Origin of the sequence: Mesorhizobium sp. M0618, assembly GCF_040320765.1 — a bacterium.
Lineage (GTDB): Bacteria > Pseudomonadota > Alphaproteobacteria > Rhizobiales > Rhizobiaceae > Mesorhizobium.
The window spans coordinates 20,942-38,272 of the sequence record NZ_JAMYQH010000012.1 but is presented as its reverse complement, the minus strand read 5'-3'; the positions used below and the strand labels follow the sequence as shown (position 1 = coordinate 38,272).

General features: G+C 62.7%; 16 protein-coding genes. 1 reads left to right on the top strand and 15 read right to left on the bottom strand.

Annotated elements, in window-relative coordinates; all coding sequences use genetic code 11:
• Positions 1-21 precede the first annotated feature (21 nt).
• From NKJ04_RS14785 to NKJ04_RS14770, 4 genes are all read right to left on the bottom strand, one after another.
• Positions 22-1,344: an LLM class flavin-dependent oxidoreductase gene (locus NKJ04_RS14785; RefSeq protein ID WP_352675948.1), complete on the bottom strand. Its 1,323-nt coding sequence runs from the start codon at positions 1,342-1,344 to the stop codon at positions 22-24.
• Positions 1,345-1,510: 166 nt separating this feature from the next.
• On the bottom strand, positions 1,511-2,593 hold the full coding sequence (locus tag NKJ04_RS14780; RefSeq protein ID WP_352675945.1) for an amino acid ABC transporter permease: 1,083 nt from the start codon (positions 2,591-2,593) through the stop codon (positions 1,511-1,513).
• On the bottom strand, positions 2,590-3,738 hold the full coding sequence (locus NKJ04_RS14775) for an amino acid ABC transporter permease (protein WP_352553657.1): 1,149 nt from the start codon (positions 3,736-3,738) through the stop codon (positions 2,590-2,592). The genes NKJ04_RS14780 and NKJ04_RS14775 overlap by 4 nt, the downstream gene beginning before the upstream one ends.
• 58 nt (positions 3,739-3,796) lie before the next feature.
• Entirely contained in the window at positions 3,797-4,819 is a 1,023-nt protein-coding gene (locus NKJ04_RS14770; protein ID WP_127293017.1) for an amino acid ABC transporter substrate-binding protein, read from the bottom strand.
• Between the two features lie 169 nt (positions 4,820-4,988).
• Here NKJ04_RS14770 and NKJ04_RS14765 point away from each other — a divergent pair, with 169 nt between their 5' ends.
• Positions 4,989-5,261, top strand: coding sequence for a hypothetical protein (locus NKJ04_RS14765; protein WP_352675941.1), 273 nt, complete (start codon positions 4,989-4,991; stop codon positions 5,259-5,261).
• Positions 5,262-5,263: 2 nt separating this feature from the next.
• Here the strand turns inward: NKJ04_RS14765 and NKJ04_RS14760 are convergent, their stop codons facing one another.
• The 11 genes from NKJ04_RS14760 to NKJ04_RS14710 form a co-directional block, all read right to left on the bottom strand.
• The gene (locus NKJ04_RS14760) at positions 5,264-6,283 is read right to left on the bottom strand and encodes an isopenicillin N synthase family dioxygenase (RefSeq protein WP_352675939.1); all 1,020 of its coding nucleotides are present in this window, start codon (positions 6,281-6,283) and stop codon (positions 5,264-5,266) included.
• A 2-nt stretch (positions 6,284-6,285) separates the two neighbouring features.
• Complete coding sequence (locus NKJ04_RS14755; protein WP_352675937.1) at positions 6,286-6,624, bottom strand: hypothetical protein; 339 nt, start codon at positions 6,622-6,624, stop codon at positions 6,286-6,288.
• Positions 6,621-7,412 (bottom strand): ABC transporter ATP-binding protein, encoded by a 792-nt coding sequence (locus tag NKJ04_RS14750; protein WP_352675935.1) that lies wholly within the window; start codon positions 7,410-7,412, stop codon positions 6,621-6,623. The genes NKJ04_RS14755 and NKJ04_RS14750 overlap by 4 nt, the downstream gene beginning before the upstream one ends.
• A complete protein-coding gene (locus NKJ04_RS14745; RefSeq protein ID WP_352675932.1) occupies positions 7,406-8,407 on the bottom strand; it encodes an ABC transporter permease in 1,002 nt (333 codons plus the stop codon). The genes NKJ04_RS14750 and NKJ04_RS14745 overlap by 7 nt, the downstream gene beginning before the upstream one ends.
• Positions 8,408-8,418: 11 nt before the next feature.
• The gene (locus NKJ04_RS14740) at positions 8,419-9,453 is read right to left on the bottom strand and encodes an ABC transporter substrate-binding protein (RefSeq protein WP_023809077.1); all 1,035 of its coding nucleotides are present in this window, start codon (positions 9,451-9,453) and stop codon (positions 8,419-8,421) included.
• Between the two features lie 60 nt (positions 9,454-9,513).
• Entirely contained in the window at positions 9,514-10,839 is a 1,326-nt protein-coding gene (locus NKJ04_RS14735; RefSeq protein ID WP_023809078.1) for an O-acetylhomoserine aminocarboxypropyltransferase/cysteine synthase family protein, read from the bottom strand.
• Between the two features lie 29 nt (positions 10,840-10,868).
• Entirely contained in the window at positions 10,869-11,921 is a 1,053-nt protein-coding gene (locus NKJ04_RS14730) for an isopenicillin N synthase family dioxygenase (RefSeq protein ID WP_352675929.1), read from the bottom strand.
• Between the two features lie 175 nt (positions 11,922-12,096).
• On the bottom strand, positions 12,097-13,734 hold the full coding sequence (locus NKJ04_RS14725) for a dipeptide ABC transporter ATP-binding protein (RefSeq protein WP_352675927.1): 1,638 nt from the start codon (positions 13,732-13,734) through the stop codon (positions 12,097-12,099).
• On the bottom strand, positions 13,731-14,573 hold the full coding sequence (locus tag NKJ04_RS14720; protein WP_352675924.1) for an ABC transporter permease: 843 nt from the start codon (positions 14,571-14,573) through the stop codon (positions 13,731-13,733). The genes NKJ04_RS14725 and NKJ04_RS14720 overlap by 4 nt, the downstream gene beginning before the upstream one ends.
• A gap of 4 nt (positions 14,574-14,577) precedes the next feature.
• On the bottom strand, positions 14,578-15,555 hold the full coding sequence (locus tag NKJ04_RS14715) for an ABC transporter permease (RefSeq protein ID WP_023809082.1): 978 nt from the start codon (positions 15,553-15,555) through the stop codon (positions 14,578-14,580).
• Positions 15,556-15,573: 18 nt separating this feature from the next.
• Positions 15,574-17,151, bottom strand: a complete 1,578-nt coding sequence (locus tag NKJ04_RS14710; RefSeq protein WP_023809083.1) for an ABC transporter substrate-binding protein — start codon at positions 17,149-17,151, stop codon at positions 15,574-15,576.
• Between the last annotated feature and the right edge of the window lie 180 nt (positions 17,152-17,331).

Sequence of the window (17,331 nt, the reverse complement as noted above, 5' to 3'; positions counted from 1 at the left end):
GACCTCTCCGCGAAGGATGTTCTACTCGAAAAACCGGCTGGGCGGCCGCTTCAGGCCGAGATTCTTGCGCAGTGTCGACCCCTCATATTGCCGCCTGAAGATGCCTCGCCGTTGCAATTCCGGCACCACTTTCTCGGCAAAATCATCGAGCCCTGCCGGCAGGTAGGGAAACATGATGTTGAACCCGTCGGAGCCCTCGGCAACCAGCCATTCCTCCATTTCGTCGGCGATTGTTTCAGGCGTGCCGACAAAAGCAAGCCCGGAATAGCCGCCCAGCCGTTGCGCAAGCTGCCTGACGGTCAGGTTCTCCTGGCGTGCCAGTTCGATGACGCGCTCGCGGCCGCTCTTGCTGGCATTGGTTTCGGGAATCTCCGGCAAGGGCGCGTCGGGATCAAAACCGGACGCATCATGTCCGATCGCGATCGACAGCGAGGCGATGCCGCTCTCGTAATAGACGAGGCTGTCGAGCTTGGCCCGTTTGGCCTGCGCGTCCTCGACGCTGTCGCCGACCACGACAAAGGCACCGGGCAGGATTTTGATGTCGTCGCGCGAGCGGCCAAGTTTCTCCGCACGGCCTTTGACGTCGGCGAAGAAACGCTGCCCCGAGGCGAGATCGGCATGGGCGGCGAAAATGACTTCCGCCGTTTCGGCAGCCAGCTGTCGCCCCGCCTCCGAGGCGCCGGCCTGGACGATGACCGGCCAGCCTTGGATAGGCCGCGCAATGTTGAGCGGACCGCGCACCGAAAGATGCTCGCCCTTATGGTCGAGCACATGCAGCTTTGCGGGGTCGAAATAGAGCCCGCTTTCGGCGTCGCGGATGAATGCATCGTCGGCGAAGCTGTCCCACAGGCCGGTGACGACATCGTAGAATTCCCGTGCCCGCCGATAACGCTCATCATGCTCGACATGCTCGTCGAGGCCGAAGTTCAGCGCCGCGTCAGGGTTGGACGTGGTGACAATGTTCCAGCCGGCGCGTCCACCGCTGATATGGTCCAGCGAGGCGAAGCGGCGAGCAACATGATAGGGCGCGTCGAACGTCGTCGATGCGGTAGCGACCAGCCCGATATGGTCGGTGACGGCGGCGAGCGCCGACAGCAGCGTGAATGGCTCGAACGACGTGACCGTGTGGCTGCGCCGCAACGCCTCGATCGGCATGTTGAGAACGGCCAGATGGTCGGCCATGAAGAAGGCGTCGAACTTCGCCGCCTCCAGCGTCTGGGCGAAGCGTTTCAGATGCGCGAAATTGAAATTGGCATCGGGATAGGCGCCCGGGTAACGCCAGGCGCCGGTGTGCAGACTGACGGGGCGCATGAAGGCGCCGAGGCGCAATTGTTTTCGTGTCATGTGGCGGATATCTCGGACGTTGGAGATTGAACAAATCTCGACGAGGATCGACCTCCATCAAGGCACGGGGAAGGTATTGCGTTCCCCCGCCACGCGCTTCCGCAGCATTCGCTTCCCCGCCGCCAGCGCAAAATGGCACAGCGCTCCGCCGGCGAGCTTTATGGGCTCAGTGTCGCTGCGACCGGCGCAGATATGTCTCCAGCCAGAGGCTGTAGCGTGAGCCGCCGAAGCACAGCACGAAATAGATCAGCGCAGCGAACAGATAGGCCTCGTCGTAGTAGCCGAGCCACTGCGGATCGGCCGCCGAGGATCGGGCCGCATTGAGCAGGTCGAAAATGCCGATGACGGCAAGCAGCGATGTCGCCAGCAGGAAGCCGATCGCCAGATTGACCATGCCGGGAATGACCAGACGCAGCGCCTGCGGCAGGACAACGAGCTGCATCGTACGCCAATAGCCGAGGCCAAGCGCAGTCGCGGCCTCGTGCTGGCCCGCCGGTATCGCCTGGAGGCCGGCACGAACGACCTCGGCGACATAGGCCGACCAGAACAGCGTGATCATGATCATCGCCCGGACATTCTTGTCGATCAGCTGGCCATTCGGAATGGCCATTGGCAGGATGAGCATCGCCACATAGAGGATGGCCACCATCGGCGTGCCACGCATCAGTTCGATAAAGGCGATCGCAAGCGTGCGCAGGCCGCCCATGCCGGAACGCCGCGCCAGGGCGAGCAGGATCGCCAGCGGCGTCGCCAGTCCGAAGCAGACCGACCATACGAACAGCGTCACGGCCAGCCCGCCCCACTGGTTCGATGGGACGGCGGGAGGCACCAGCGTGCCGGACATCAAGATCCAGCTGGCGACGATGACGACAGGCCAGGCGACGAGCAATCCCTTGCGCCAAAATCGCGGCTGAGCGGTGATGACGAGGAGCCCCAGCAGCAGCACCATGACGACGAGCGGGCGCCATTGCAGCGCCGGCGGATAGAAGGCGAACAGGATGAAGCGGAATTTCGCCCCCACGAACGCCCAGCATGCGCCGTTGGCGAGTGCACAGTCGGCTGAGGTTCCGGTCCATGTCGCGTCGAATACGCCCCAGCGCAGCAGTGGCGGTACGATCCAGCCCAGCAACGCCACCGTAACCAGGGTGATGACTGAATTGAGCGGGGTGCCGAAAAGCCCGATCTTCAACGTCCGCAGCGTTGCCGACGATCGCCACGGTCGTAGGTAAACAGCGTCGGAGATGCTCATGTCCTCGCAATTCCTCTGAGAGCGACACGCCGGTTGTAGTGGTTCATGGCGGCCGATACGGACAGGTTGATCGCCAGATAGATGCCTATCAGCAGTGTCAGCGCTTCCAGCGACTGCCCGGTCGTGTTGGCGGTGGTGTTGATGATGCTGACGAGATCAGGGTAGCCGATGGCAACCGCAAGGCTGGAATCCTTGGTCAGGTCCAGGTAGCTGGACGTTGTCAGCGGCGTGATGACGCGCAAGGCCTGCGGCAGCACGACGAGCCGCATGATCTGGCCGCTGTGCAGGCCAAGCGCCCGGGACGCTTCCCATTGGCCACGGTCGACCGACTGGATGCCGGCTCGCACGATCTCGGCGATTGCCGCCGAAAACTTGACCACCAGGCCCGTCAACAGTGCCGTGAATTCCGGCGTCAGATTGTAGCCGCCGCGAATGTTGAAGCCAGCCAGCGCCGGTATCTCCCAGCTCGCACCGGCTCCGGTTAGAGGAAAGGTCAGCACAACGCCAGCCAGCAGCCCCGCGGTTGCGATGCCCAGCCGCCTGGCAGGCAAGCTGCCCTCGCGCCGCGCCCTCCAAAGGAAAGCCATATAGGCCAAGGCGAGGCCGACAAGCAGCCAGAGCGTCGGCGCCGACACACCATGAAAGGCGAGCCCGGGAACGAACACGCCCCGGTTGGTGAGGAAGAAACTGCCGAAGACCGAGAGCGCCTGGCGTGGCGAGGGAAACGATTTTGCCAGCGAAATCCAGAAGAACAGCTGAAGCAGAAGCGGCGTGTTGCGGACGATCTCGACATACCAGCGCACGAGCGCGGCCAGCAACAGATTGCCTGAGAGGCCGGCAACACCGAGAGCAACGCCGAGGATCGTGGCGAGCAGACATCCAAGCGCTGCCACCGTCAGCGTGTTCAGAAGACCGGCCAGGATCGCGCGCGCATAGGGGTCGCCCGCCCTGAAGGCGATCGGCGCCTCGCCGATCTCGAAATTCGCCGGCCTGCCGAGGAAGTCGAACCCCGGCGTGATGCCGATGCGCGCCATGGTCGCGGCGGTGTTGTGGCCGAGCAGCCAGAACAGGGCGATGACAGCCGCGATCACCGCGATCTGGGTCAGCGGCCAGTCGCCCCACCACCTGGACAACTTGCGTAACATGCCGGGTCCGTCTGGACCCGGCACGGTTTCGTCCGTCAATGACATTGGCTGAAGGGTCTCAGCGGAACGGCGGTGAGTACAGCAGACCACCGTTGGTCCACAGGCTGTTGTAGCCGCGCTCCCAACCGAGCGGTTTCAGGTTCCGGTCATAGATTTCGCCGTAATTGCCGACGGTCTTGACGATATTATAGGCCCATTTCGGATCGAGGCCGATCGCCTGGGCGAGCGACGGGTCGACGCCGAGAAAGCGCTGGATGGCCGGATCCGGCGATTTCAGGAACTCGTCGACATTCTTGCTGGTGATGCCCCATTCCTCGGCCTGGATGGTTGCGTTGACCGTCCAGTTGACGATTTCGAGCCAGCGGTCGTCGCCACCGGCGATTGCCGGTGCGAGCGGCTCCTTCGACAGCCGCTCGGGCAGGATAATGTAGTCATCGGGCTTCTTCAGCTGGGTGCGCTTGCCAACGAGATCGGACGAGTCCTGCGTGATGGCGTCGACGCGCCCTGTCTCCAGCGCGTTGATGAATTCGCCGGTGTCCTCGATCGTCACCGGTGTGAACTTCTTGCCGGTCTTGCGGAAGAAATCGGCGATGTTCAACTCGCCGGTCGTACCGCTCTGAACGCCGATCGTGGCACCGTCCAGGTCGGCAGCCTTGGTGACGCCGAGGTCCTTGCGCACAAGGATGCCCTGGCCGTCGTAGAAAACCGTCGGACCGAAATGGAAGCCGAGCTGGAAGGCACGCGTGATCGTTACCGTCACGCCCGACAGCAGAATGTCGAACTCACCGGCCTGGAGCGCCGGCAGGCGCTGCTGCGGCGAAGAGTTGGTGAACTCCACCTTGTCCGGGTCGCCAAAGACAGTGATCGCCAGGGCGCGTCCATAGTCGGCGAAGAAGCCTTGCCAGCGACCGTTGCTGTCCGGCGAGAAGAAACCGGGTGTCGTGCCGACACCGACCTTGATGGAGCCACGCTCCTTGATCTTGTCGAGCGTCGGGCCCGCATAGGTCGCGGTCGAAAACAATCCCGCCGCCACCACCAGCGTCGTCGCCAGTGCCGTCCTCCAACCGGCGCCAAGCCGCATTGCAATCGTCATGTCAGTCAACTCCTGAGGTTCATTGTTGTCAGCCGATCGCGGAACGTCCCCCGCTCTGTTCGACTGCCCCGAAGTTAACTCTATAATTTTGGTAGACTAAGGAACGGCAATCCATTTTTTTGCCTGTCCGGAAAGCAGATTGCTTCGAAAATGCACATTGGCGGCGAATGCGAACCGCGCTGTTCCCGAATGGATTGCTTATGCGAAGGATATGTTCGCGCCGCTGAAGATGGAGATTGCGCAGCAAAAAATGGCCGGGCTCGAATACGGCCCGGCCAAAAAGAAGGTCAAAACCTTCAGAGGGGAACACCGTTCGGCGAAATGGGAGGAAACCGCCGAACGATTTTACCTTTTGGGCTTATTTCGAAGCCTTGGCGACGAATGGCATTCCAAAAAACAAATGAAACGGCAAAAATTCATGCGCCGCTGAGCTCACGAACCCGCCGTTCCGGTCTCGAGAAGATCGGCATAGTGGCGGCGTGCCACGTCGGGATGTGAACGCAGCCGGCTTTTGAGCACATTGGTCCCGACATCGCGGAACAACGGGTTGTCGGGATCGCTTGCCGGTCCGCGCGCCTGTGCCGCCAGTTCCTCCGAAAGGCCGAGAAGCGGGATGGTCGCATCGAGCCGCGCGCTGAAGAAGAAGGGGACGGAAATCCGCTCGACGCCGGCAGGCGGCGTCACGACGCGGTGCACGGTGGCCCGTAGATATCCATTCGATGCCAATTCGAGCAGTTCGCCGATGTTGACGACCAGTGTTCCGGGCAGCGGATCCACATTCACCCAGCTTCCGTCATATTCGACCTGCAGCCCCTTGGTGTCGTCCTGCAGCAGCAGGGTCAGGAAACCGCCATCCTTGTGCGCACCGACGCCCTGGTCGCCTTCTGTCGCGTCACGGCCGGGATAACGGACGATCTTCATGCGATGGTTGGGCGAGTCCCGGTAGATCGCGTCGAAGGCGCCCTCGGGCTGATCGAGCGATAGTGCGAAGGCCTTCAGCAGCCGAATCGCCACCGCGGTCGCCTTGGCCTGCCATGCGAGCAGTGCCGGCTTGAGCTCCGGCAGTGCAGACGGCCACTGGTTCGGCCCCTGCAGCCGTGTCCACGGTGCAATTCCGGGCCCCTGCGCGATGGGCTGGCGCTCGACGCCGATGTCGAGTTGCTCACGCCAGTCAGCCGCGCCCCTGGTCAGTTCGCCGCCGGCGCGGGTGTAGCCGCGAAACTGCTGGGATTTGACCATTTCGATCGCCAGCTTGTCGGCCTCCGGCAGCGCGAAGAACCGGCGCGAGGCATCGAGCACGTCGTCGATCTCCGAGGCGGAAATTCCGTGGCCGCTGAGATAGAAGAAGCCAACGTCTCGTGCCGCCGTGCGCAGGTCCAGGAGAAAGGTACGATATTCGGAGGCACCTTGTTCGAGACGGCTCAGATCGAGCACCGGCACAATTCTGGGCATGGTCAGGTTCCTTCTTTTTTCTGCTTTGGATTTTGCATGAAGCTCCCCCACAGAAGCGCGAAGCTGGAAATGGTCGCTCCGGTCCACAACAGTTCGGGCGAATAGCGCCGGATGCCGAGGAAATGCCAAGTCTTGCACAACGACATGGCAAGCGAGCAGCGGTCAGACGTCTGCAGCAGACATGGCAGGGTGCGCTCGATTGGAAATCCGGTGTTCGACATGACCTGTGCGTAGACGATCGCCCACCAGACGAGAGCAATGAGCGTCAGGACAATTCCCGCCGCTTCCAGCCAGCGCGGCGAAAACAGTTTTCTGACCGATGCCGGCGTATTTTCGGTCATGCCGAGAACCCGAGAATCTCGAGGATGTGCTGGCGTTGGGCTACGATGCGCGGATCGTCACGCCGCCGGGGGTAGGGCAGATCGACCGCGACCTCGGCCTTGATGCGTGCCGGGCGCTCGGTCAGCACGATGACGCGCCCGGACAACAGCAGCGCCTCTTCGACATCGTGGGTGACCAGAATGACCGTGTATCCGGCCTGCCGCCAGAGCGCCAAAAGCTCCTCCTGCATGGTCAGCCGGGTGAGTGAGTCCAGCCGGCCCAGCGGCTCATCGAGCAACAGCAGGCGCGGGTCGTTGATCAGGGCACGCGCCAGCGCGGCGCGTTGCGCCATGCCGCCGGACAGCTGGTGCGGAAAGGCGGAGGCGAAAGCCTCGAGCTTGACCAGGCGAAGCGCACCATCGATCCGCTTCTGACTGCCAGGCAGGACGCCGCGCGCTTCCGGCCCGATGGCGACATTGTCGCGAACGGTCCGCCACGGAAACAGCGTCGGGTCCTGAAACACCAGGACGCGCGACGGATCCGGTCTGGCGACGATTGTCCCGTTTGCCAGCACCTCACCGCTGCTTGGCCGTTCCAGCCCTGCCGCCAGCCGCAGCAGGGTCGACTTGCCGCAGCCGGACGGACCGAGCAGCGCCACGAACTCGCCTGGCGCCACGGGCAGGTCGATCTGGCGCAGCACCGGCAAGGGTTGCCCATCCAGATCGTACTGATGCGAGACGCCGTGAAAGTCGACGGAAAGACCGGCAGAGTTATCGACCGCGACGCGAGTGGTGCCGAAGGCTACCATTGTACGACACCCTTCTGCCAACCGAGCAGCCGGTCGCGCGCGACGAACAGCAGCTTGACCAGACCCGAGCAGAGCAATGCCATGACGATCAGCATCGCGTAGACGTTGGCGTAGGCCGAATAGGCCGTCTGGAACTGCAGATACCAGCCCAGACCGTATTTCGCGCCGAGCATTTCGGCGACCACCAGCACGGCAAAGGAATAATACAGCCCCATGAACAGGCCGACGAAGACATGCGGCAGAGCGGCCGGTATCGCCACGCGAAGAACCAGATAGCGGCTGCTGGCGCCAAGCGTACGCGCCACGTCGTAGAAGGAGCGGTTGACCGAGTTGACGCCCGACGCGGTCAGGATCGCGACCGGTATGCCGGATGCAAGCGCGACCAGGAACAGGCTCGCCTGGAACGTCGTCGGGAACAGGAAGAAGGTTGCCGGGATCCAGGCGCTCGCCGGCACGGGGCCGATCAGCTTCAGCACCGGCATGCCCCAATAGGCGAAGTTTTTGGACCAGCCTAGCGCCACGCCGCCGATGAAGCCGACAATGATGCCGCTGAAGAAGCCGATGGTCCACAGCCGCGCGGTGTAGGCGATGCAGATGAGGATGCGTAGCCAGTCGACGATATAGACATGCAGGAGGCCGTGCGGCGGCGTGAAGAATGGTTTTGGCATCCAGCCGAGCTTGGCGGTGATCAACTCCCAGACCGCGAACCAAAGGCCCAGCACAATCAGCCATGGACCGTAGTGCATCAGCCCGCGGCCAAATCCGCCAAGCTTTTCGACGCTGAATGCAAGACCGGCCAGGATCATCGCTCCGGCGACCAGCAGGGCGACGAAGACATCGCGGCTACCCCACGGAACGACATCGGGGAAGGCAATCGTGACAATGGCAGCGAGCAGCCAAGCCGAGGCGGCATAGAGCCCGTGCTTCCACACCGGCCCGGCAGAAGCGGAAGAAACACTCTTTTCGCCTGCGTCCTCGTCGATCGCTGCGCTCATCACCGCAACCGTCAGGCCAGAATGTCGACCGTCACCCGCTGCGCGAGTTCCGCCGGGTCGGTGGTGGGATCGAGCACCTTGATCAGCGACAGATCAGCGGCCGCATGCTTCACCTGATCCTGCAGATCCTTGCCGACCGGATGGTTGTGCAACACCCATGACGCAATCTCGTCGCGGATATCTTCAAAGGGGAAACCCGGGTTGAGATTGTCGACGAACCACTTTGCCACCTCATCTGGATGCGCCGCGGCATATTCGTGGATCTCGATGTCGGCCTCGGCCAACCGCCGGATGGCATCCTTGTTGGCATCCAGGAAAGCCGAATTGACGCCAAGCACACAGCAGACTGCACCTTCGAACGAGCCGGTTTGCGTGTTGGCGACTTCCACAAGGTCGAACTTCTTCTTGTGGGAATAGGCCCACGGATCGAGATGCGCCAGCGCATCGGCCTGACCCTTGCCAACCGTTTCGCCGACCAGATCGAACGGCACGTTGAGCCAGTTCACATCATTTTCGGGATCGAGGCCTGCCTTGGCCAGCGCAACCTGGAAGGAGTGCTTTGGCGGGCTGGCGACGTCATAGGAGACGATGGTCTTGCCCTTCAGACCTTCGAGCGTGGTGACGCCGGAGGCCTCGGACGCCAGCAGCCTTGTACAGCCGCCATGTGAGCCGACGAACAGCTTGACGTCCAGCCCCTGCTCCAGCGGCTTGACCCAGTCATAGAGCAAGCCGGCGCCGGCATCCGTCTTGTTGGTGGCGATCGACTGGATCAGCGTCTGGCCGCTGGCACCTTGATAGTAGAGTTCGATGTCGAGATCATGCCTGGCATAGATGCCCTTCGAAAGGGCGAAGGCGATCGGCGAATGGCAGGCCGCGAACTCGGTCCATGACAACCGCACCTTGGTCGCATTGCCGGCTATGGCGTAGCTGGTCGGCCTGGCGAGCAGGGCCACAGCCGCGGCGCCAACACCGAGTGTGCCGGCGGCGCGCAACACGCCGCGCCGCGAGATCTTCGATGTTGCCCCGATTTTCCTGCTGGAAGTCATTGTACCCTCCTGTGACCGGATCGATGTGGAGCCGACGATTTGTTCGCCAGCAGAAATGCCTCAGGCGGCCTTCAATTCGCGATCGCCGACGGCCTGATCGAGCGCCTGTTCAAGATCGCGAATGATGTCGTCAGGATGCTCGATGCCGACGGAAAGCCTGACATAACCGGGCGTCACGCCGGTCGCGAGCTGCTCTTCCGGCGAAAGCTGCGAGTGGGTCGTGGTCGATGGATGGATAGCCAGCGAGCGCGCATCGCCGATGTTGGCGACGTGATAGAGCAGCTTCAACCCGTTGATGAAGGAACGTCCAGCCTCGCGGCCATCCTTGAGTTCGAACCCGACCAGCGCGCCGTAGCTGCCCTGACGGAAATAGGCGTCGGCCCGGCGCTTGCTCTCGCCGCTTTGGTAGCGTGGGAAGATGACGTTGCTTACCTTTGGATGACCGCGCAGAAACTCCGCCACCTTGATGGCGTTCTCATTGTGTTGACGGAGGCGCAAGGGCAGCGTCTCCAGGCCCTGCAGCAGCTGGAAGGCATTGAACGGGCTGATCGCGGCACCGACGTCGCGCAGAAGCACGGTGCGGATGCGCAGTACATACGCCACCGGTCCAAGCGCTTTGGCCGCCTCGACCCAAACCTTGCCGTGATAGCTTGGATCGGGCTGGTTCAGCGTCGGGAAGCGTTCGGCATGGTCTTCCCATGGGAAGTTGCCGCCATCGATGACGATGCCGCCGATCGAGGTTCCGTGGCCGCCAATGTATTTCGTCGCCGAATAGACCACGACAGCCGCGCCATGGTCGAACGGCCTGATGCTCAGCGGTGCCGCGGTGTTGTCGACGATCAACGGCACGCCGAGCGACCGGCCGATGTCAGCGACTTCCTTGATCGGGAAGACTTGCAGCTTCGGATTGGGCAGCGATTCCGCATAGTAGGCGCGTGTCCGCGCATCGGTGGCACGGCGGAAATTCTCAGGGTCGGACGGATCGACGAACCGTACTTCCACCCCCAGGTGCTTCAGGGTCGCGGCAAAAAGGGCCCAGGTGCCGCCATAGAGATCGGTGGCGGAGACGATGTTGTCGCCGGCGCCGGCAAGGTTCAGCACCGAATAGGCTGAAGCCGCCTGGCCGGAGGACACAAGAAGGGCAGCAGCACCCCCTTCCAGCGCCGCGATGCGGGTCTCCAGCGCATCCTGCGTCGGGTTCGAGACGCGCGTGTAGATATGGCCGATCTCATCGAGGGCGAACAGCCGGTCGGCATGGCCGGTGTCCTGGAACTGGTAAGACGTGGTCTGGTAAATAGGTACGGCAACGGCGCCGGTGGCGGGATCGGCGCGCCAGGAGCCGCCGTGAAGGGCAAGGGTCTCGGGAGAAAGATTTTCCAGGGTCATTTATCGTTCCTTCCTGATGGTTGTTGCGGTCAAGCGACCGGGACAGCTTCGGCGCGTGCCTGGGCGGCCAGCAGATCGGCGTGATGGCGCCGCGCGACGTCGGGATGCGAGCGCAACCGGCTCTTCAGCGCGTTTTGTCCGGAATTGCGGTAGAGCGGATTCTGCGGATCGCGGGTGACCCCGTTCGCCTGCGCTTTCAGGTGCGGCGCCAGATCCAGGAGCGGAATCTCGGCATCGAACGGAGCGCCGAGGAAGAAGGCGACCGACAGCCGGTCGGTGCCGGCTGGCGGCGTTACGACCCGGTGCACGGTGGCCTTCAGGTAGCCATCGGTCGCCATTTCCAGCAGTTCGCCGATGTTGACGACAAAGGTGCCGGCGCGCGGCTCGGCGTCAATCCAATCGCCATCGGCGCTTTCGACCTGCAGCCCCTTCTGCCTTTCCTGAAGCAGGAGCGTCAGGAAGCCGCTGTCCTTGTGCGCACCGACGCCTTGCTCGCTTTCGGTCGCGTCACGGCCGGGATAGCGGATGATCTTGATGAGGTGGTTCGGCGTGCCGGCATAGATGGCTTCGAAAGCACCCTCATCCTGCTCCAGGACAATGGCAAAGGCTTTCAGCAGGCGCGTCGAAAGATCGGTGAGGCGATCCTGCCACTCCAGCAGAAGCGGCTTCAGCTCGGGCAAGGCGGTCGGCCATTGGTTTGGTCCCTGCAGGCGCGTCCAGGCCGGCACCGAGGCATTGCGCGGCAGCGCCGGTGCCTCCGAGCCGATGTCGACCTGCTCGCGCCAGTCCCTCTGTCCTTTCGTCAGTTCCTGTCCAATCCGGTTGTAGCCGCGGAAATGCGGCGAGTTGACCATCTCTATCTGGAGCTTGTCCTTGTCCGGCAAGGCAAAGAAACGTCGTGACGCGCCAAGCACATCGTCAATCAGCGATTGTGCGATGCCATGTCCGGTCAGGTAAAAAAAGCCAACATCGCGTGCAGCGCGCCGCAATCCCTCGATGAATTCTTTGCGAGATGCCGGATCGGCTTCATAGCGGGAAAAATCCAGCACCGGAATCGTTTGTTTACCAGCAGAACTGCTCATTTCGACCTCTTGTTTGGTGATCGAAGCGTCGCACCGCAGGCGATGGAAACAAAGAAAACGCCATCCCTTTCGGTGGCAGGTGGGGAAATTCCAGTATCGCTCGGGCAAGACGGACAGCGCGTTTTTGTTAATTCTACAAGATTGGTAGATTTGTCCTGCGACCGGTATCACGCCTCTATTCCGCGGCGGCCCGGTCGATCTGGCTGCGGCTCCGCTCCCAGGACAGGCCTGGGACCGCCGCCAGCAGCGCACGCGCATAGTCGGATCCGGGACGTGTCAAAACCTGTTCGGCGGGACCGTCCTCGACGATCTTGCCGCTCTGCATGACGACGATGCGGTCGGCGATCGCCGAGGCGACACGAAGATCGTGCGTGATGAACAGCATCGACAGGCCAAGATCGCGTTTGATTTCCGCCAGAAGGTCGAGAATCTGCGCCTGTATCGAGACATCCAGGGCCGAGACCGGTTCGTCGGCGACGAGCAGGTCGGGCTCAAGCATGAGTGCTCGCGCCAGGCCAATACGCTGCCTTTGGCCGCCTGAAAAGGCATGCGGGAAACGATCGGCCGCACCGGGGTCAAGTCCGACGCGGACAAGGAGGCGGGACATGCTCTCCTCCGCCCTCTCGCGTGAAAGGCCGTTGACTATGGCGGCTTCGGTAAGGATGCGGCGGACGCGATGGCGCGGATTGAGGGAGGCGAACGGATCCTGAAACACCATCTGGATACGCGGACGTAAAGTGCGCTCCCGTGTCGTGCCGGCGAGATCGCCACCGTCGAAGCTCAGGCTGCCTTCATCCCAGTCGGCCAGTCCGACGACGCATTGGCCGAGCGTCGTCTTGCCCGAACCGGATTCACCGACGAGGGCGACCGTCTCGCCGCGCCCAATCGTCAAATTGACACCGTCCAGCGCCCTGGTGGCGGAAGCCTGCCGCCGCCAAGGCGCGCGGCGATCACGATAGGTCTTGGTCAGCCCGCGGACAACGAGAAACGGATCCCCTGCGTCCCGTCTTTGAATTGCACTGGTATGAAGAACCGGAACGGCTTCGATCAGGCGGCGTGTGTAGGGCTGCGATGGCGCTTCGAGGACGTCGTCTGCTCTGCCGCTCTCAATCACCCGGCCCTCCTTCATCACCATGACGCGATCGGCGATATCGGCGACCACGCCGATATCATGGGTGATGAACAGAACGGCGAGGCCGAGCCTTTCGCGGATTTCAAGGATCAGCCGCAGGATTTCCGCTTGCGTCGTGACGTCGAGCGCGGTGGTGGGTTCATCGGCGATCAGCAGGTCCGGATCGTTGGCGATCGCCATGGCGATCATCACCCGTTGCCGCTGTCCGCCCGAGAGCTGGTGCGGGTAGCGGTGAATGATCGTCTCGGGATCCGGAAGCCTGGTTGCCCGCGCCAGTTCCAGCACGCGAGCGGTGCGCGCCTTGCGGTCGCCGCCATCATGCGCGGCGAGCGCTTCCTCGATCTGGCGGCCGATGGTCAGCACCGGATTGAGCGCGCTCATCGGTTCCTGGAAGATGAAGCCAATGCGCTTGCCGCGCAGCAGGCGGAACGAAGCCTCGCTGATCCCGGCAATGTCGCGGCCATCGAAACGGATCGTACCGGCGGCGATCCGGAGCTGCTTGGCAGGCAACAGGCCGGCAATGGCCGCGGCCAATACCGATTTGCCAGATCCGGATTCGCCGACCAGGCAGAGCACTTCGCCACGATCGATACGCAACGACACGTCTTCGACGGCCAATGCTCGATCGGCGTGCTCCGGCAAGGCGATGGAGAGACCCGCGATCTCGACCAGAGCCGTCATGCGCGCCCACCGCGATTGCTGTTGCGAGGGTTGAGCCAATGGTTCAGGCCGTCGCCGACGAGGTTCAGGGAAAGGACGGTGAGGAAGATCGCCAGGCCCGGAATGGTCGACAGCCACCAGTTGACGCGAAAGGCGGTCCTGCCGGTGCCGAGCAGATAGCCCCAGGAGACGAACTCGCGATTGCCCAGACCAAGGAAGCTGATGCCCGATTCGATCAGGATGACGGTCGCCGTCATCAACGAAGCGGCAACGATCACCGGCGACAGCACGTTGGGAAGGATGTGCCCCCAGATGATCCGGGCAGTCGACAGCCCGCCAACCCGTGCCGCCCGCACGAAGTCCTGGTTGACGAGGCTCAGCACCTCGGCCCGGACCAGCCGGGCGATCTGCGGCCAGCTGACGATTGCGATGGCCAGGATGATCGAAGCCAGCGAAGGCGCGACGATCGCAACGATGACGACCGTCAGCAGGAAGCTCGGGATGGTCTGGAAGAACTCGGTGAACCGCATGGCGACGTCGTCGACCCAGCCGCCGAAATAGCCGGCGACAGCACCTATCGCCGTGCCGAAGGCGATGGCGAGCAGCGTCACCGCCAGAGCGATCAGCAGCGTGACCTGCGCCCCGTGGGCGATGCCGGCCGCAAGATCACGGCCGAGCATGTCGGTGCCGAACAGATGACCCGGGCTGAAGGGCGGCAGGTTCGGGCGCGCAACCATGCGCCAGGGATCGCCCGGAAAGAGGATACCGGCGAAGATCGCCATCAGGAGGATCGCGATCAGGATCAGCGCGCCGGCGACGGCGCCCGGATGCCTGAGGAACGGGGTTCGCGGCAAGGCCATCGCCTCAAGCTCCCATTTCGATGCGCGGATCGGCGGCAACGTAGAGAAAATCCGCGGCCAGGTTGATGACGACGACGATTGTCGAGGTGATGAAGAAGATCGCCAGCAAGAGGTTGTAGTCCCGCTGCATGAGGGCATCGAAGGCGAGACGCCCGACGCCCGGCCAGGCGAACACCGTCTCGATCAGGATCGACCCGCCAATCAGTTGTCCGGCCTGCAAGGAGGCGAAGGTGATGATCGGCAGCAGCGCGTTCCTCAGCACATGCTGGCGCCAGATCAATCCCGGTTTCAGGCCCTTGGCCCTGGCGGTACGGACAAAATCGCGATCGAGCACGTCGAGCACCGAGGCGCGCGTCACGCGCATGTAGATGGCCATGTAGAACAGGCCGAGCGTCAGAGCCGGAAGAATGAGATGAACGGCGACATCCCCGACAAGCGAGAGATCCGACCCGCCCTCGCCCACCGTCTGCATGCCGTAGGACGGCAGCCAGTTCAGCCAGACCGAAAACAGCAGGATCGCCATCAGGCCGGTCCAGAACAGCGGCATGGCAAAGAACATCACCGAAATGCCGGTCAGCACGGTGTCGAGCAGACTGCCGGCGTGCCGAGCGGCGATAGACCCGAGCGCAATGCCGGTCCCCAACGCAAAGCAAAAGGCGGTCAATGTCAGAAGCAGTGTGGCCGGCAGCCTTTCCGCGATGATATCGACAACAGGACGCTGGTCGCGGTAGGATTGGCCGAAGTCGAGACGCGCCAGCGACTTGGTGTAGATCCACAATTGCTCGGGCACGGAGCGATCAAGCCCGAGATCGTGGCGCAGTTCCGCGACAAAGGCCGGGTCGGCCGCACCCTGGTCTCCGGCCAGGACGGATGCCGCATCTCCCGGTGCGAGGCGCAGCAGCACGAAGTTGAGCACGATAACCCCAAACAGGATGAGAACCGCGCGGGCGGCCCGTCCCGTCAGGAAGCCAAGACGATCCATCCTACCCAGCCCCGCCAGCTATTTCGCCAGCCAGACATCGGCGAAGTTTTCATCTGTGCCGAGACCGGTCGCGATCAGATTGTGAACCTTGGTTCGGTAGAGCGTCGGAAAGACGATGTCGTGCGTCCAGATGAGCGGCACGTCGGCGGAGATGATCTTCTGGGCTTGCGAATAGAGCGCCTTGCGCTTGTCGAAGTCGTTCTCATGGGCGGCGTCGGCCAGCAGTCTGTCGACCTCGGGGTTGGAATAGCCATGGACATTGCCGCCGGTCGTGCCCGCATTGTCGCCTTCGAGCGTGGTGTAGGCATAGCTGATGCCGATTGCCGGGTCGGGGGTGGTGTAGACAAAGTTTTCGGCAAGATCATAGTCGAAGGTGGTCAGCCGCTTGAACCAGCCCGGCACGTCGGTCGCCACGATGTTGACCTTGATGCCGACAGACGCCAGCGCCTCCCGGACATATTCCGCCTCGCGTTGCCACAGCTCGCCATAAGGCAGCGGAACGAACTGCAGTTCGAAGCGCACGCCGTTGGCGTCGGGCTTCAGGCCGGCCTCGTCGAGGATGGCGTTCGCCTTGGCCAGGTCGAATTCATATTTCGTTTCGACCGATGTGTCCTTGAACCGCGACAGACGCGACAGCGGGCCGTTGGTCTCGTGGCCGAATCCACCAAAGATCGTGTCGATGATGAACTGGCGGTCGATCGCATGCGCGATCGCCCGGCGCACCCGCGCATCGTCGAGCGGCTTGTGGCGGTTGTTGAGGTGGATGTAGCCGACCGGTTGAAGAAATTCCCAGCCTGCCTCGGTCAGTTGCACGCCATCGAGCCCGGCCAACCGCGTAATGTCGAAGTTCTCGACGTCGCCTGCGCGCAGCACATCCACCTGACCGGTTTCGAAAGCGATGGCGCGGCTGTTGGCGTCAGGGATGACGTGGAAGAAGATGTCGTTCAGATGGGGCTTGCCGGCATCCCAATAGTCAGGGTTGCGGACAAGGTGGATGAAGGACCCCTTCTTCCACTCGGCGAATTTGAACGGCCCGGTGCCGATGAACTTGCTGTTTGCCTCGGCGGTGCGAAAGTCGCTCACCCCTTCATAGAGATGGGCCGGCAGCACGGCGGTGTTGTGGACGTAGATAAAGGCTGGGTACGGCGCCTTGAGCGTGAACACCACGGTGTGGTCGTCCGGCGTGGCGATGCCCTTCACCTCCGCCAGGTTGAGTCGCGAGCGGGCCTGAAGTGCCGGCAGAAACTTCTGGAAGCTGAACACCACGTCCTTGGCCGTGAACGGCTGGCCGTCATGCCATTTTACATCGCGGCGCAGGTTGAAGGTGTAGACGAGGCCGTCATCCGAAATCGACCAGCTTTGCGCCAGGCGCGGCAGCGGCTTCAGATCGGCCGAATAGGTCAACAGGCTCTCGTAGATCTTGTTGCCGACATAGGTCGTCGGCCCGAGGCGATTGACGCCGATATTGACCGTCGGCGGCTCAGGCTGGACGATCAGGTTGAGCGTCCCGCCCGCCTCCTGTGCCGCAAGTCCGGTCAGCGTCAGAAGCGTGGCTGCCAGAGACAGCATGATGGTTCGCAACAGGCGGGAGATCATCGTGAATTCACCTTGTCGAATGATTTATCGCGGAGCCTGAGATGTCGCTCCGCGGGAGTGTGGCTCCGCCGGATGGCGCAGCTGACCTGCCTCTTGCGAGTTGCGGCGTACTTTGTGCACTAAGATTATAGACAAAGGGGATTATGATAAGGGAACATGCTTCATCGATGTCAGCCAGAG

What these genes read in the sequence shown, in the direction of transcription:
- NKJ04_RS14730 (WP_352675929.1), bottom strand. Translation starts at nt 11,921, where the DNA reads ATGAGCAGTTCTGCTGGTAAACAAACGATTCCGGTGCTGGATTTTTCC.
- NKJ04_RS14775 (WP_352553657.1), bottom strand. Translation starts at nt 3,738, where the DNA reads ATGTTACGCAAGTTGTCCAGGTGGTGGGGCGACTGGCCGCTGACCCAG.
- NKJ04_RS14750 (WP_352675935.1), bottom strand. Translation starts at nt 7,412, where the DNA reads ATGGTAGCCTTCGGCACCACTCGCGTCGCGGTCGATAACTCTGCCGGT.
- NKJ04_RS14745 (WP_352675932.1), bottom strand. Translation starts at nt 8,407, where the DNA reads ATGAGCGCAGCGATCGACGAGGACGCAGGCGAAAAGAGTGTTTCTTCC.
- NKJ04_RS14710 (WP_023809083.1), bottom strand. Translation starts at nt 17,151, where the DNA reads ATGATCTCCCGCCTGTTGCGAACCATCATGCTGTCTCTGGCAGCCACG.
- NKJ04_RS14770 (WP_127293017.1), bottom strand. Translation starts at nt 4,819, where the DNA reads ATGCGGCTTGGCGCCGGTTGGAGGACGGCACTGGCGACGACGCTGGTG.
- NKJ04_RS14755 (WP_352675937.1), bottom strand. Translation starts at nt 6,624, where the DNA reads ATGACCGAAAATACGCCGGCATCGGTCAGAAAACTGTTTTCGCCGCGC.
- NKJ04_RS14735 (WP_023809078.1), bottom strand. Translation starts at nt 10,839, where the DNA reads ATGACCCTGGAAAATCTTTCTCCCGAGACCCTTGCCCTTCACGGCGGC.
- NKJ04_RS14760 (WP_352675939.1), bottom strand. Translation starts at nt 6,283, where the DNA reads ATGCCCAGAATTGTGCCGGTGCTCGATCTGAGCCGTCTCGAACAAGGT.
- NKJ04_RS14785 (WP_352675948.1), bottom strand. Translation starts at nt 1,344, where the DNA reads ATGACACGAAAACAATTGCGCCTCGGCGCCTTCATGCGCCCCGTCAGT.
- NKJ04_RS14725 (WP_352675927.1), bottom strand. Translation starts at nt 13,734, where the DNA reads ATGACGGCTCTGGTCGAGATCGCGGGTCTCTCCATCGCCTTGCCGGAG.
- NKJ04_RS14780 (WP_352675945.1), bottom strand. Translation starts at nt 2,593, where the DNA reads ATGAGCATCTCCGACGCTGTTTACCTACGACCGTGGCGATCGTCGGCA.
- NKJ04_RS14740 (WP_023809077.1), bottom strand. Translation starts at nt 9,453, where the DNA reads ATGACTTCCAGCAGGAAAATCGGGGCAACATCGAAGATCTCGCGGCGC.
- NKJ04_RS14715 (WP_023809082.1), bottom strand. Translation starts at nt 15,555, where the DNA reads ATGGATCGTCTTGGCTTCCTGACGGGACGGGCCGCCCGCGCGGTTCTC.
- NKJ04_RS14720 (WP_352675924.1), bottom strand. Translation starts at nt 14,573, where the DNA reads ATGGCCTTGCCGCGAACCCCGTTCCTCAGGCATCCGGGCGCCGTCGCC.